This window comes from Wolbachia endosymbiont of Zygogramma bicolorata (assembly GCF_051130665.1).
Lineage (GTDB): Bacteria > Pseudomonadota > Alphaproteobacteria > Rickettsiales > Anaplasmataceae > Wolbachia.
This window is the reverse complement of the sequence record NZ_CP149530.1, coordinates 522,772-538,549: the sequence shown is the minus strand read 5'-3', so window position 1 is coordinate 538,549 and position 15,778 is coordinate 522,772. Positions and strand designations below refer to the sequence as shown.

General features: G+C 35.1%; 13 protein-coding genes and 1 tRNA gene. 7 read left to right on the top strand and 7 right to left on the bottom strand.

The annotated features are described in order from the left end of the window. Positions 1 to 69: 69 nt before the first annotated feature. The 3 genes from tnpC (WKH12_RS02490) to fabD form a co-directional block, all read right to left on the bottom strand. Positions 70 to 1,425, bottom strand: coding sequence for an IS66 family transposase (tnpC, locus tag WKH12_RS02490; protein ID WP_434732010.1), 1,356 nt, complete (start codon positions 1,423 to 1,425; stop codon positions 70 to 72). A gap of 62 nt (positions 1,426 to 1,487) precedes the next feature. Next, positions 1,488 to 2,505 (bottom strand): IS630 family transposase gene (locus WKH12_RS02485; protein WP_434732567.1). Its coding sequence is split into 2 segments (ribosomal slippage): positions 1,488 to 2,039 and positions 2,041 to 2,505, totalling 1,017 coding nucleotides; the frame shifts between segments, so codons are not numbered across the junction. 63 nt (positions 2,506 to 2,568) lie between these two features. After that, positions 2,569 to 3,486 (bottom strand): ACP S-malonyltransferase, encoded by a 918-nt coding sequence (fabD, locus tag WKH12_RS02480; protein WP_434732566.1) that lies wholly within the window; start codon positions 3,484 to 3,486, stop codon positions 2,569 to 2,571. A gap of 128 nt (positions 3,487 to 3,614) precedes the next feature. On the opposite strand from fabD, the gene rpmE reads away from it, so the two are divergent. From rpmE to tnpC (WKH12_RS02460), 4 genes are all read left to right on the top strand, one after another. Then, positions 3,615 to 3,827, top strand: coding sequence for a 50S ribosomal protein L31 (rpmE, locus tag WKH12_RS02475; protein WP_434732565.1), 213 nt, complete (start codon positions 3,615 to 3,617; stop codon positions 3,825 to 3,827). A gap of 27 nt (positions 3,828 to 3,854) precedes the next feature. Next, on the top strand, positions 3,855 to 4,649 hold the full coding sequence (locus WKH12_RS02470) for an NAD kinase (RefSeq protein ID WP_434732564.1): 795 nt from the start codon (positions 3,855 to 3,857) through the stop codon (positions 4,647 to 4,649). A gap of 91 nt (positions 4,650 to 4,740) precedes the next feature. Then, positions 4,741 to 6,501: a hypothetical protein gene (locus WKH12_RS02465; RefSeq protein ID WP_434732563.1), complete on the top strand. Its 1,761-nt coding sequence runs from the start codon at positions 4,741 to 4,743 to the stop codon at positions 6,499 to 6,501. Between the two features lie 141 nt (positions 6,502 to 6,642). Next, positions 6,643 to 7,998 (top strand): IS66 family transposase, encoded by a 1,356-nt coding sequence (gene tnpC, locus WKH12_RS02460; protein ID WP_253309750.1) that lies wholly within the window; start codon positions 6,643 to 6,645, stop codon positions 7,996 to 7,998. 415 nt (positions 7,999 to 8,413) lie between these two features. Here tnpC (WKH12_RS02460) and WKH12_RS02455 read toward each other — a convergent pair whose 3' ends face one another. From WKH12_RS02455 to murJ, 4 genes are all read right to left on the bottom strand, one after another. After that, complete coding sequence (locus WKH12_RS02455) at positions 8,414 to 8,899, bottom strand: hypothetical protein (protein WP_434732562.1); 486 nt, start codon at positions 8,897 to 8,899, stop codon at positions 8,414 to 8,416. A 97-nt stretch (positions 8,900 to 8,996) separates the two neighbouring features. Then, the gene (locus tag WKH12_RS02450; RefSeq protein ID WP_434732561.1) at positions 8,997 to 11,549 is read right to left on the bottom strand and encodes an AsmA family protein; all 2,553 of its coding nucleotides are present in this window, start codon (positions 11,547 to 11,549) and stop codon (positions 8,997 to 8,999) included. Then, the gene (locus tag WKH12_RS02445; RefSeq protein ID WP_434732560.1) at positions 11,546 to 11,680 is read right to left on the bottom strand and encodes a hypothetical protein; all 135 of its coding nucleotides are present in this window, start codon (positions 11,678 to 11,680) and stop codon (positions 11,546 to 11,548) included. Before WKH12_RS02445 ends, WKH12_RS02450 begins: the two co-directional genes overlap by 4 nt. A gap of 130 nt (positions 11,681 to 11,810) precedes the next feature. Next, positions 11,811 to 13,307, bottom strand: coding sequence for a murein biosynthesis integral membrane protein MurJ (gene murJ / locus WKH12_RS02440; protein ID WP_434732559.1), 1,497 nt, complete (start codon positions 13,305 to 13,307; stop codon positions 11,811 to 11,813). 150 nt (positions 13,308 to 13,457) lie between these two features. Between murJ and WKH12_RS02435 the strand changes: the two genes are divergently transcribed. From WKH12_RS02435 to tnpC (WKH12_RS02425), 3 genes are all read left to right on the top strand, one after another. Then, positions 13,458 to 13,533, top strand: a tRNA-His gene (locus tag WKH12_RS02435). A gap of 73 nt (positions 13,534 to 13,606) precedes the next feature. After that, the gene (locus WKH12_RS02430; RefSeq protein WP_434732558.1) at positions 13,607 to 14,017 is read left to right on the top strand and encodes a hypothetical protein; all 411 of its coding nucleotides are present in this window, start codon (positions 13,607 to 13,609) and stop codon (positions 14,015 to 14,017) included. A gap of 159 nt (positions 14,018 to 14,176) precedes the next feature. Next, complete coding sequence (gene tnpC / locus WKH12_RS02425) at positions 14,177 to 15,532, top strand: IS66 family transposase (RefSeq protein WP_434732010.1); 1,356 nt, start codon at positions 14,177 to 14,179, stop codon at positions 15,530 to 15,532. Positions 15,533 to 15,778: the final 246 nt, after the last annotated feature.

Here is a 15,778-nt window from a genome sequence, read left to right as displayed (position 1 = left end):
ACCAAATCTCATAAATAAGTAGGCAAATAACTCGTAACCGTTCACGGATTGTGAGAATGAATTAAAGAACTAAGCAGTGACAGCTACTAGATTCTGTAGCTTTTGAAAGGGGTTCTGGCCATTGAGACGTGATGTCAAAAATATCGACAACATTCTTTCCACGAATCTTTCTCCACGTTCTGACCAGGTGAAAAAGCTGTTTTTACGATAAATTACGTACCGTCTAATTTGCCGTTCTGCAAGGTTATTAGTTGTTTCTATCACTTCAGGTTTTCTTAAAAACTTCCACATCATATCCTCAGATCGTAACATCTTAGCGGCCATTCTTGAAGCTTGAGTGCTATTTGCAACCCTCGTCATTTTACGTAAAAAATGTTTTACCCTTTTCCGAATTTTTCGCACCAGTCGATAAAATCTCAAATTATCTATCAAATTTTGTTTTTTTGCCTTATCTACTACAAACACCTTATTGCTGAGCGATTTTAGTGCTTGGCCAATTTTGCTCACTTCAACATTTTTACTATGGGCAAATCTCTCAAAATCTCTTGCCAGATGTGCCCAACATATCTGTCTATTTTCACGATTGAAGTAATTGTATACAGCGTATCTATCGCTCACAAATATACCATCATATTCTGGCAGTAAACTCTTCAACACCTTCTTACCACGAGACTCGCTTACCTTCAGAAGTGTCAACGCTTTGTTTGTTATTACCCAACTCCAGCCTCTCTTTCCTTGATTTCTGTGCCCTGTTTCGTCTATATGCAAATACTCGCTTCCTTGCAACTCTTCCTTCATTTTCTCATATTCAGATGCACACTTCTTCGATACCCTGCGTTCAGTATTTGAGACTAAACCAAGGCTTATATTTAGATTAAAAATACTGCCCAAAATTTGCTGTACCTCTCTTTTTGAGTTAATAAAAAAGCCGCTAAGGCTGCTTATAACTGTTTTAGCATTGGGTCCTAGAAAATCTCTTGCAACACCTTCGGGTAAATTTGCTGTAATTCTTTTATTACATACTCTACAATGTCCTCTTTGCAACCTGTACTCAGTTACAATTGGCTTAATTTCTGGCAACTCTGCCTTCTGATGAATAATTTCATCTTCTAAAGTAATCTTACCTCCACACATACAAATTGTATCAATTGTGCATCTCACTACCTCGTCTGCAGCCATTAATTCACGCTTATGCACCTTATGTCCTGGCTGACCTCCTGGTTTTTTATCACTTTTCTTTTTTGCTTTCTTACGATATATATCTCGTGATGGTGGCAGCGATGAATTTTGCGAATTTAAGCCCAATTTGTCTTCTAATTCAACTATTTTTGCTTTCAAGCTATCATTTTCTCTGATCAGTGCTTTTATTTCTTCCTTGAGATTAGCGTTTTCTGCTACAACCTTTTCTTGCAGCACTGTTGTCATTTACCCATTCCATATTTAGCTTCCTATCTCTTTACACTTTTATACTTACTTTGTAAACCACCTTATCTCCGTGAACGGTTACAATAACTCACAGAACAAATGGTTTTGATCGAACTTTCCGTAATATTACGAATGAATGCACATACAGTATCCTCCAATAAACTAACAGAGTCATATATTCTATTTTTAATGAGATTGTCTTTCAAATATTGCCATAAACGCTCTACTGGATTTAACTCTGGTGAATATGGAGGTAAATAGATTAAGGTAATATTTTGTGGTATTTTTAAACCTTTGGATCTATGCCATCCTGCACAATCCACAACAAGAAATGCCTCCCTTGTTCCTAAATATTGTGACATCTGCTCAAGGAATATATTCATACAATCAGTATTGACGTTTGGTACGAATAAGCTAGAACTCTCTCGATTTCTAGGATTAACTGCACTATAGAGATAAAAGTTTTGCCTACCTAATTTTACCTTAACCTGTGTCCTAATGCCTTTTTTAAACCACCCGTGTCCAATCTTTGAATGTGTGCCAAACCGCGACTCATCGAAGAAAAATAGCTCTTTTTCGGGATACGTGACAATAGTTTCATTAAGATTTTTTTTTAAACTCTTCTTGTTTATTTTTATCCTGTTTATTGTGCACAGGCCTTGGAGTAATATACGAAAAACCTAACTTTTGCATCAGTCTATGTGCTGTAGACTTACTTACCTCAATAGAAAACATTTTCTCAATTATGATTTTTAATTTCTTAGCCGTTAGGTTGGCTCCTTCTTCTGCTATGACATTTTTAATTTCTTCTTGCTGCTTGTAGCTCAACTTCGGCTTTACTCCACGTCCTGGTTGTATTTTAAACGCATTGACTCCTCCTTCCTTAAATCTTGTAATCCACTTCATCAATGTAGTTCTAGTAATTCGGTATATTTGAGCAACTTTTGTTATTCCATATTCTTTTGCAGATATTATTGCCTGTAATCTTCTTCCTATCTCTCCTCTTATGCCGTGCTTCTTTAATTCCAGGTTACACTTATTATATAATTCTTCTCCTATTGCTTTACTTTTTCCTGCCATAACTCCCCACTAATTCTTAAATTATTCTATTTTAGAAATTTTTCTTTATTCCTCTATTTATTTTTAGGAATTGGTATTACCTATACTTTTTGTACTGATAGATTGGTCAATCCTTTTGACTAAATTAGATAAAACTTTATTAGGGCCAATTTCAACAAATTTGTTAATGCCACGGCTTGCCATATACAAAACCATTTCTCTCCATTTCACTCTGCTTATGACTTGTTTAGCAAGTAAAGCTTTTATAACTTTGGGATCACTCTCCTCTTTAGCTGTAACATTTGATATCAAAGGAACTATAGGACGGGTTATTTTAATACCCTCCAAAAATTCCAAAACTTTTTCATCAGCAGGTTTCATAAGAGATGAGTGAAAAGGTCCACTAACCTGTAACTTAACTAATCTCTTGATGTTCAAGTTCTTGAGCAAATCGGGTAATATTTCAAGACCCTCTCTAGTACCACTTATAACCACTTGTCCGCCACCGTTATCGTTTGCAATTTCACAAATTCCGTCAATTTGAACTGATTTCAATATATCTTCCACTTCATTTATCTCTGCTCCAAGCAACGCAACCATTCCCCCTTCACATTTCAAAGAAGCTTCATGCATTGCTTCGCTGCGAACTTTCAGCAGCTTGATTGCAGACTCAAGAGTCAATGCCCCTGCAGCACATAGCGCTGTATATTCACCGACTGAATGCCCACAAACATATTTAACATTATGACCAGAAAAAAGAGATTCACCAAACACATGCTCGATAACACGTAGCGTCGCGATTGACACTGCCATTATAGCTGGCTGAGCGTTTTCTGTAATGGTTAATTCTTCAATAGGACCGTTGAAGATTAAATGAGACAGCTTTCTACCCAATATGCTATCCACTTCATTAAATACTTGTCTTGCAACGGAAAACTCACTATATAAGCTCTTTCCCATTCCTACAAACTGAGAGCCCTGACCAGGGAAAGCAAAAATCATGATAACTATTATTTATTCCTTATTAAGTATAACATTTTATTTATTTTTTGTCAATATTTTAGAATAATGATTGACTTAGTGAATTAAGTTCACTAGAATATTAACTGACTAAAAGTTTATAAGCAACAATGGCAGAAATTGATTATCATAAGGTTACTATAGTCATGACAGATGGTCAAGAGTTTGAAACTCGTTCCACTTATGGAAAGGAAGGTTATAAGATAAAACTTGATAGGGATCCTCTCACTCACCCTGCATGGACTGGAAGTTTGACAAGCGGGTCAGCAAGTAAAACTAGCAAATTAGCTAAGTTTAACGATAAATATGGGGATATTTTCTAGTTTTTCGCTTCTTTTTCAGAGTGAAGCATGCATAAATACAAAAATATAGGCTATATCGCTTCTGAGTCACTAAAATCGCAGGAAGTATCTAAACTATTAAAGAAACTTAATTTTATCAATATAACAGAAGAAAATAAGTCCGAAATCGATCTATTGATAGTTGTTGGCGGTGATGGCTTTATGCTACGCACCTTGCATAATTACGTTATAGAAAACAAAAACACACACGTATACGGAGTAAACACTGGCAATGTTGGGTTTTTGATGAATAAATGCTTTAGCCGCAGTGAAGATTTAATTGATCATATAGAGCACGCAACTTCAACTCAGTTAACTTTGCTAAAAATGGAAGCAACAGACACAAGTGGCAAGAAATACCACTATATAGCGGTAAACGAAGTATATGTTTTTAGGAAAGCAAACCAAATAGTAGAGATGAATATTACTATTAATGATAAACTAAAAGTAGAAAAATTTAGAGGGGATGGAGTAATATTATCTACTCCCACAGGCAGCACTGCATATAACTTCTCTGCCGGCGGTCCAATTTTACCACTCAATTCAAACTTACTTGCACTGACCTCCATCAATAGCTATTACCCAAGGCATTGGAATGGAGCACTAATCTCAAATGATACGATCGTACAAATTGACATTAACGACACAAAAAATCGTCCAGCGCTTGTAGTATCAGATTACAAAGAGTTTCATAATATATCACAGATAAAAATACAAAAAGACCATGAAAACACAATAACTTTGCTCTTTGACAAAGACGACTCACTCAATGAAAGAATCTTTGATAGGCAATTTCTATACTAAATTTTTCATAATTATCCGTAAACTGGTATTTACTACATCTTAATAACTATAGCGTAATCAACACAACATAGTAATTAATTTTGGAGTAAATATGGGACCAGTAACGAATCTACCATCTTCTGAAGAGAATGCACTATTAATATTTGACTTTGATCAAACAATTACAAATAAGTCTATGTGCAATTTCTTTACATCCAAGGGATATGATGATTATGATTCTGGCAAAGAAAAAGCAGTAATTAAAGAAAAAATAGAAGAATTTTTACAAAAGGAAGGCTCGGGAATCAAAAATAAAGAAAAGCTAAGGTCTGTATTAGATTCTGCACTTTCAAGCGGAGTAGAAGTTGCTATTGTATCGTCTGCAAAATACATAAAAGCAGTAGAGTATGTAGTGAAAAATCATTTAGGCTTAACAGAAGAGCAGGCACAAGGTATTAAAGTAGTTGGAGGAACGACTAAGCGTCAAGATCCACTAAATTCAGCAGAAGTAGCTAAAAGAATGAATGAGCCTCAAGATCCACAAATTGGAAAACATCTATGTGTTTTATCTCTTTTAAAAGCATATAAGAAAGACAAAGGTATGTTACCGCAAAAAGTCATGTTAGTTGATGGTAATCAGCGGGGCATTAATCCTGCTGATGACTTTTATAAAAGCATCAAGGAAGGATTATTAGAAAAAGATATGAAGGGTCTCTTAGAAAATATAGATCAAGAAATAGCGGAAGTTGATGTCAGGGAAGAGGAAATAAACAATATTGCATTTAAAGGGATTAATGTATCTAGTGAGCCAACAACAGGAACAGACGGAGCAGCGGATGATGGTTATTTAGGCAAAGTAGAAAAATGGATTGGAGAACCTATACCGAATCCTCAGGATATTAAAAGTCCAGGTACGTTTCCAACTCCTCCACCATCGTATAAAAGCAAAGATGACTCTGAAGAGTCTTTGTCACTAAATTCTGATATAGGTAGCACAACAAATAAAAAAACAAACAGATCCTGGCCAAGAGCAAAATATGCCATGCAGCAGAAGGGTTTTGTGATTTTTAGTGCAACTGCTATTATACTCAGCACATCTGCAGCTTTATTATATTTACAAGATGAAGCAAAATTTATTGCATTTTTTACAAACAGCCCAAAATATATCACTATACCAGTTATCGCACTTGCTGCATTGCTTGCAATCAGTCCAATATTTTTTGCAATAAAACAGTTTAGAAATACTGAAGAACATCACATTCAAAAAGAAGATGCGAATGAAATTTTAGCTGATGTGTTGGAGCATCAGCCAAAAAATAAAGCTATAAAATCTGTAAGACTGGAATATAGCAATGGCACTCATTCAAATTTTGTACTTAATGCTTGGGAAGCTAAAAACAACTTCATTAACATTGACGAAAAAGTAGTTGGTAGAACTAATAAAATAGAATCAGTAATTAACAATAGGCCACTATTTACTGCATTACTGACCGGTGTAGTTGCTGCAAATATAGCACTTCCTTTATTGCTGTATGCGGAAGGTGGTGTTAATAATATACAAAAATTTTACCAAAACCCTTTGACTAATAACATAGGATTATCATTACTTATAGGTTCTGGTATACTTGCATTATCAATTATATGTCTTGGCGTGCATTATTATAGAAAAAAAAATTGCACTAACCTTATATATTCTCAGGAAAAGATTGACACTGAAAGCGTTAACAAGAAATTCATTGAAGAAATAAAACAAGAAAGAACAGAGGTTCTTGGAGAAAACCACAGTAAAGATGCTAAACGCAGCAGCTTAACGCTTGAGCAAGTTGTAGTCCAATCTCATAATTGTAAGGATGTTGTTTATAGTGTCGGTTAATAAAATGCACAACGTAAAACACAATGCCTTATGCTCTTTCTTCGTCATCCCAGCGCGTGGTAACCGTTCACGGAGATAAGGTGGTTTACAAAGTAAGTATAAAAGTGTAAAGAGATAGGAAGCTAAATATGGAATGGGTAAATGACAACAGTGCTGCAAGAAAAGGTTGTAGCAGAAAACGCTAATCTCAAGGAAGAAATAAAAGCACTGATCAGAGAAAATGATAGCTTGAAAGCAAAAATAGTTGAATTAGAAGACAAATTGGGCTTAAATTCGCAAAATTCATCGCTGCCACCATCACGAGATATATATCGTAAGAAAGCAAAAAAGAAAAGTGATAAAAAACCAGGAGGTCAGCCAGGACATAAGGTGCATAAGCGTGAATTAATGGCTGCAGACGAGGTAGTGAGATGCACAATTGATACAATTTGTATGTGTGGAGGTAAGATTACTTTAGAAGATGAAATTATTCATCAGAAGGCAGAGTTGCCAGAAATTAAGCCAATTGTAACTGAGTACAGGTTGCAAAGAGGACATTGTAGAGTATGTAATAAAAGAATTACAGCAAATTTACCCGAAGGTGTTGCAAGAGATTTTCTAGGACCCAATGCTAAAACAGTTATAAGCAGCCTTAGCGGCTTTTTTATTAACTCAAAAAGAGAGGTACAGCAAATTTTGGGCAGTATTTTTAATCTAAATATAAGCCTTGGTTTAGTCTCAAATACTGAACGCAGGGTATCGAAGAAGTGTGCATCTGAATATGAGAAAATGAAGGAAGAGTTGCAAGGAAGCGAGTATTTGCATATAGACGAAACAGGGCACAGAAATCAAGGAAAGAGAGGCTGGAGTTGGGTAATAACAAACAAAGCGTTGACACTTCTGAAGGTAAGCGAGTCTCGTGGTAAGAAGGTGTTGAAGAGTTTACTGCCAGAATATGATGGTATAGTTGTGAGCGATAGATACGCTGTATACAATTACTTCAATCGTGAAAATAGACAGATATGTTGGGCACATCTGGCAAGAGATTTTGAGAGATTTGCCCATAGTAAAAATGTTGAAGTGAGCAAAATTGGCCAAGCACTAAAATCGCTCAGCAATAAGGTGTTTGTAGTAGATAAGGCAAAAAAACAAAATTTGATAGATAATTTGAGATTTTATCGACTGGTGCGAAAAATTCGGAAAAGGGTAAAACATTTTTTACGTAAAATGACGAGGGTTGCAAATAGTACTCAAGCTTCAAGAATGGCCGCTAAGATGTTACGATCTGAGGATATGATGTGGAAGTTTTTAAGAAAACCTGAAGTGATAGAAACAACTAATAACCTTGCAGAACGGCAAATTAGACGGTACGTAATTTATCGTAAAAACAGCTTTTTCACCTGGTCAGAACGTGGAGAAAGATTCGTGGAAAGAATGTTGTCGATATTTTTGACATCACGTCTAAATGGCCAGAACCCCTTTCAAAAGCTACAGAATCTAGTAGCTGTCACTGCTTAGTTCTTTAATTCATTCTCACAATCCGTGAACGGTTACATTTTATCCTATAGTTTTGGGTTTACCGAGGGTTCGTCATTCTGCTACATGTTAGCGCCGCGGCGGTGTGACGTAGGGTTGCACTAGCTATAGCAACTTTGTCTGCGCAACCATTTTCTACCGCACCATTGAACAGATATGCTTGAAGATATCCGTTCAGATGAGTTTATTGTCTCCTAAACCGTACACGCCTAACAAGCTACCGCTAGAGCTTGTGAAAAATTCTCTATTTTTATTCCCTTTAATTTACTGGATAAGTTGTCTACAAACAAATCTGATTTAGTGCAGATCTGCTCTATTTTTTTAGGAGATAAAGAGGAATCTAATTGATTCGCTATACCAGACACTCCATTTAAAACTACTCCAGCACCATATGGTACTATGACACAGTATATATAGCACCTGACGTAAAATCTAGTAAGTTCTGAGAAGAAGTGGTAATTTTATACCCTACTGTGTTTTTATCTTCTCCTTTGCATTTTTTAAGCACTTTTGATGCACCATGAGGAATATAAGATATACCAGCTATACCATATGAAGCCCCATTTAAGGCGTACGATACAACTACCGTTGTTGCTGATAGCGCTTTAGCTCCATATTTTGCAGTATAAAGCAATGGCTTAAGGGCATAAGAAATAGTTTTACCTTGTGATTCAGATTCAAGCAACGAATTTAGTTCTTCTTGTGTTGCTGCACATTCAAAAAATTCTTTCTCATCAATTTCTGCAAGATCAATCTCTTCAAAACCCTCATCAATATCTACAGGAGTCACTGTTTCTTTTATAGGGCTAACTTCTACATCACTTCCAATAACACTTGAATTATTAGAATTTTTGCCAAAAAGATTCAAAAACATACTAAACATTTTTTTTTACCTACAACTTAACGCTCATATCAATATATTAACCTAATATTAACCAGGTGTCAAGCACATATGACTCTTATAAACAGATGTTAGTAAATTAACTATTCCTCTTGCCAACCAGAGCGATGAAGATTTGATCTACATAAAAACTCATCTTAGGACGCCAAATAGGGCCATCCAAATGTATATCGATATAGATTGGATTACTATAGTTTGGTGGTATGAAAAAGAACCTGAATATAGAAGCTAAAGCGAAGTTAGATAAGGTTAAATTAGAAGAGATCGACCCTGATGCTTGATCAATCCCGAATTGTAAACTAGTTGAACATATACCACTCTTAATACTTGCTTTTCCGCTAATATTTTCAAAAAATGTACTGCCATTATATATATCAACATAAGCAAATGTGGAAATTTCAGACTTATTCTTACTGCTTAACAAATTAGCGATAAATGAATTGAAATCTACATTAGTAACTTCTATTCCCTGCGCTTGTAAGTTTACATCTCCTGATAAGCTATTAGCCCAATCATGAAAACTTTTTCCTTGAGTTTTGATTGCACCACTTAAGCTTATCTGACCATTTACATTGTCAATTCCTATAACCTTACCAATCTTTTTAGTGTCCAAATTTACAATAGAAAATCTTGTATTCATTGAGTCTGATCTTAAATAACCCTGAAAAAACACTTGCCCGTGTTCTAATACGTAACTTGCCTGCCTGATAGTGATAACGTTGTTTCTCATTACCGCATCCAAATTAAAATCTTTCAAAACATTCTGCTCGGTTTTAAATTCTGCAGTATTGATTTGCACATTTGCATCAAAGCCTTCTTTGTCATCCAAAAAATCAAGCTGCTTTGTTGACCATTGAATTTGATCTATCTCATTTCTTGAATTTCTTTTTACCTCTACTAAATTTGGTAATTTAAAGATATTTCCATTAAATTTATTGCCCGTAAGGTTCACATCTAATAAAGGTTTGGCGTATTTTTGATCTACTAATATTTTTGCATTACCGGTAATATCGAAATCTTCTCCAGATAGTTTTATTTTATCTGCAACTAGCTTACCTTTTTCCATTTTCAGCAAAAAATCCAAATTTTTAATTTTCGTATCATTCAATGTAAGGTTATTAACACTGGCCTTTATATTTGCATCATACTGAAAATTTTTCAGCCGTTGCATTTTAGATAAACTGCTAAATAATGAATGATCATATTTATCTGCATCAAGATTATGCATGCTAAATTCACCATCGATCACATTGTGTTTTTTTGTGTGGCTTACTCTAATTGACCCTTGCAAGGATTCCTTATTATTTAGCAGTCTAATGTCTGAGATAGATAATATTCTTGGTGCAAGGTGCAGTTTAGAACTTAGTGTAAATTGATTTTTCTGGTTTTCTTTCATCTTTATAGAAGGAAAAAAACATGAAATGAATGACTCAAAATCATTTCCTTCTACTAACAAATCACCGTTGAATTCAGATAGGACATTATTGTTTGAGATCTCTCCTGATAAGTAAGATATATTATTGATTCCAGGAAATTTAAGAAGCGTATTAACTTTTACTTTGCCATCAGTGGATTTTAGTACAGCACGGAAATTGTCCAATATTTTGTTTTGATATTGAATGTTAGAAGCTTCCATATTAAAATTTAAGCTCAAGTTCTTTGGCACAACTGCTCTAAAACATTCCAGAAGGTCTTTCATATTCGTTGTTCTTTGTGAATCATTTTGTATGGAATCTAAGTCAACTTTGCTGAAGCTAATATTGAGATTAGTGTGATCGCCTTTTCTATCATTTTGTATTGTACCACTGGCTTGCATGCTTTTGGAATCAATTTTCAAGTCAGTTACCGTAAACTCATTTTCATCGAGGTTGATATTAGATGATATCTCAATATTTTCACTAGGAATAACACAAGAGAGAAAGCTAAGATTAATGATTTTTGCTAAATCACTCACAGAACCGGAACTATTATTAATCGTTAGTGTTAAATTACCCTGGAGTTCTTCTTGATTTCTATTACCTGTAAATAGCAAATTTACAAAATTTGATTCAACACTAATGTATGCATTCTTTTTTGTGATATTAACCTTTCCTGAAAAATCGTAATTATTATCACCTACCTTTACTTTACCAGAGAATTGCCTATTTTTTTTTACAGCAACTTCCTTTATATTAACAATGCTGCTATAATTAGCGAAATCATTCTTAAAACTTACTTGGCTGTCTTTTATTACTACATCGACTGTGTTACCACTGGCTTTTGTATTTATAATATTAATTAAATTTTCTTTATTGCTTTTCATGCCAAACAATGTGATTGACTTTGGTTGCAACGAGAATAAAAGCAACGATAGGAACGATGGCCTTATTTCAATTTTTCTTACACTAATTAAATCTGATAGCTTTTGCTCTTTATTTTCGTTGTATTGTATATATACATTATGAATAGTGAGCTTTGGAGTAATGAGTGAAACTTCAACTTTCCCTCCAATATGCACTTTAGCATCATACGTTCTCTCCAACTCTTTTATGATATATTTCCTGTAGCCACTCCAATCCTTAAAAGTTGCAGCAACGTGCATGAGAATTAATAGCAGCGAGATTGATAATATGGCGTATATTGAGAGCTTCATAATATGCCTCTTAATTGCAATGGAGTTACTCTATTTCCTACCTTTGTCATCTCAATGTCTATCTTTGTCATCCCAGCACCCACTCCTGTCATCCCAGTGCTTGACACTGGGATCCATCTTATTTTCATCATGGGCATTATTTCAGCGTATGCTCCTAGAATCTGTTGTCTATTGCACAATTTGTAAATACTTTTATATCTGGATCCCAGTGTCAAGCACTGGGATGACACCGTTTGCTGTTCCTTTAGCAAAAGATCTAGTTTATACATATTTCAAATTATTCAAATTTCCTCTAAACATTAAATAGAGAATACCAAAATAAACAATAACACTCAAAGCTATTAAAGTCGTTAAATAAACAATACGAGCCAATATTTTATCAAAAAATAATCCTGCCAACAAAGAATTAAAAATATAAAGGGCTATTGACATGACTACCGTTGCTACAAAAATTTTCATGATATTTAACAATAACGCTTGGCTAACCTTATACATTTTATTTATTGTTAAATAACTAATTAATGGAATGGAGTTTATCCAAGTGGAAACGGAAGTAGCGATAGCAATCCCCGTGTGCTGATACTCGTTCATTAACAAAAGGTTTAGCACTACATTAATTCCAAGGCACATTAGTGAGAACATAGTTGGTATTTTTAGATTGCCTTTAGCAAAAAACGTGGGTAGCAATACTTTATTTATAATAAATGCAGGTAAAGAAAGAGAAAATGCTATTAACGTGGGAGCAGTTTGCTGCACTGCATAATGATCAAACCGGCCGTAAGAAAAAAGCGTAAGTAAAATTATGTCGGGAATAATAATAAAGGCAGCAGTTGTTGGCATAATTAACATTAATCCTATGTTGAGAGCCTTGTTCTGTATTTTGACTATATTTTCAGTATTATTTACCTGTTTTGAAATTAAAGGAAGAAGCACTGTACCGATTGCAGTACCGATTATTCCCTGCGGTAGTTGATTTAGTCTATCGGCATAATATATATAGGACACCGCATTTGGTATAAAACTCGCCATGATTGTGTCAATCCATACACTTATTTGAGTTACACAATTGTTGATAATTGCAGGTATCACACGCTTAAAAAACAACCTTACTTCATTGCTTAATTCAAGGCTAAAAGAAAAAGCTGCCTTTAACTTGTATGCACTAAATAGTATCAAAAGTAGCTGGAAAATTCCTCCTATAAGGACAGCTATAGAAAGGTTGTGCGCTGGAGTTTTTATGTAAGGCACAAACAAACTGATGATTAAACAGAGATTCAAAACGATTGGTGCAATAGCTGTTGAAGCAAAATGCTGCTTTACTTGCAGCATTCCACCAATAAGTGATGCAATTGAAACAAAGATTATGTAGGGCATCATAATTCTTGATAAAGTAACAGTAAGGGTAAACTTACTTTGGTCAAATCCAGGAGCAAAAATTTGAATCATATAAGGGGAGAAAGTTTGCATGATAAGGCAAAAAATTACTAAGATAATAAACGTAATGGATATTACACTACTTGCAAAATTAAATGCCTTTTTATCATCGTGTGATTCTGTTGAATATAACGGTATAAAGGACGTGGTAAATGCTCCCTCTGCAAAAAATGCGCGAAATAGATTGGCAAAACGAAACGAAGAAAAAAATATGTCTGCAAGAGAGTTTGCACCAATAACCGTAGCAATCAATACATCTCTTATTAACCCTGAGATCCTTGAAATAGCCGTAAAAAAACTAAATGTGAAAATACTTTTAAACATACCACTACTTCATTAGTATCAATACAATTAACTATAATAGTAAAAGTATCAATGAAAATATTTATTGGCTAAACTTAAAACCCTCTGCAAAAGGAGAGTTAAATAATCAATTGACTATTTGCGCTCGTATGTTAGATATTTTATATCTTGGCGGGCGTAGCTCAGTTGGTAGAGCGTCAGTTTGTGGTACTGAATGTCGCCAGTTCGATCCTGGTCGCTCGCCCCACTAAAATTTTCTGCTTGACGGAGATATAAACAAATGGTAATATTATTATTTATTGATTAATTAGGGAGTTTGTATGAAGAAAGAAAATTTAATACTTTTAGGTGTAGGATCAGTAACAGGTGCACTTACAGGTTTGGGATTGAGTTTCACAGCTTTGTCACCTTTGGTTATAGGTGGAATTGTTGCTGCCGTTCCTATAATATTATTCACTGCATATGGTACATGCAAAGGAGGATGCTCCAAGAAAGATCTTTTCGTGATGGCCGTTTTATGCGTTGCAAGCGCTGCAATTGGAGTTGGCCTTGCTGCAGCCGCAACTGCTATTTTTCCTGGTGCAATGCTTGGAATGGGCTCTGCAGCTTTAGCAGGTGCAACAATAGGATTCATAGCGCCGGTTGCAGTGTTGTTTGTAGCTGGTAAAGTGGAAGATTATATTATATCACCTATAATTGAGCACTTTTCTTCAAAAGGGAAGGGGTACTAATCACTTTAAACCAATTAAGTAAGGTTTCTGCTTTCTGTTATTCTAGTGTGCAGCATATAGCTGTACGAACATTTGTTGTAACCGTTCACGGAGATAAGGTGGTTTACAAAGTAAGTATAAAAGTGTAAAGAGATAGGAAGCTAAATATGGAATGGGTAAATGACAACAGTGCTGCAAGAAAAGGTTGTAGCAGAAAACGCTAATCTCAAGGAAGAAATAAAAGCACTGATCAGAGAAAATGATAGCTTGAAAGCAAAAATAGTTGAATTAGAAGACAAATTGGGCTTAAATTCGCAAAATTCATCGCTGCCACCATCACGAGATATATATCGTAAGAAAGCAAAAAAGAAAAGTGATAAAAAACCAGGAGGTCAGCCAGGACATAAGGTGCATAAGCGTGAATTAATGGCTGCAGACGAGGTAGTGAGATGCACAATTGATACAATTTGTATGTGTGGAGGTAAGATTACTTTAGAAGATGAAATTATTCATCAGAAGGCAGAGTTGCCAGAAATTAAGCCAATTGTAACTGAGTACAGGTTGCAAAGAGGACATTGTAGAGTATGTAATAAAAGAATTACAGCAAATTTACCCGAAGGTGTTGCAAGAGATTTTCTAGGACCCAATGCTAAAACAGTTATAAGCAGCCTTAGCGGCTTTTTTATTAACTCAAAAAGAGAGGTACAGCAAATTTTGGGCAGTATTTTTAATCTAAATATAAGCCTTGGTTTAGTCTCAAATACTGAACGCAGGGTATCGAAGAAGTGTGCATCTGAATATGAGAAAATGAAGGAAGAGTTGCAAGGAAGCGAGTATTTGCATATAGACGAAACAGGGCACAGAAATCAAGGAAAGAGAGGCTGGAGTTGGGTAATAACAAACAAAGCGTTGACACTTCTGAAGGTAAGCGAGTCTCGTGGTAAGAAGGTGTTGAAGAGTTTACTGCCAGAATATGATGGTATATTTGTGAGCGATAGATACGCTGTATACAATTACTTCAATCGTGAAAATAGACAGATATGTTGGGCACATCTGGCAAGAGATTTTGAGAGATTTGCCCATAGTAAAAATGTTGAAGTGAGCAAAATTGGCCAAGCACTAAAATCGCTCAGCAATAAGGTGTTTGTAGTAGATAAGGCAAAAAAACAAAATTTGATAGATAATTTGAGATTTTATCGACTGGTGCGAAAAATTCGGAAAAGGGTAAAACATTTTTTACGTAAAATGACGAGGGTTGCAAATAGCACTCAAGCTTCAAGAATGGCCGCTAAGATGTTACGATCTGAGGATATGATGTGGAAGTTTTTAAGAAAACCTGAAGTGATAGAAACAACTAATAACCTTGCAGAACGGCAAATTAGACGGTACGTAATTTATCGTAAAAACAGCTTTTTCACCTGGTCAGAACGTGGAGAAAGATTCGTGGAAAGAATGTTGTCGATATTTTTGACATCACGTCTAAATGGCCAGAACCCCTTTCAAAAGCTACAGAATCTAGTAGCTGTCACTGCTTAGTTCTTTAATTCATTCTCATAATCCGTGAACGGTTACGTTTAATCTGCACAGATGAAGATAACTGAATACCTTCAGTACCATGATAAGGGGGCTGGCGGAGTTTGTCAAGTAGGTTTTTTCGTTTCTATTGTAATGACAGTTATGGCCTGTGCAAGAAATCTATTGATTTACAGCAGGTTCTTTGTTACAGTTCATAGTTATGCAAAGAAACTTAAAGCCTCATGAGTTTATTTACAGCCAGTGATT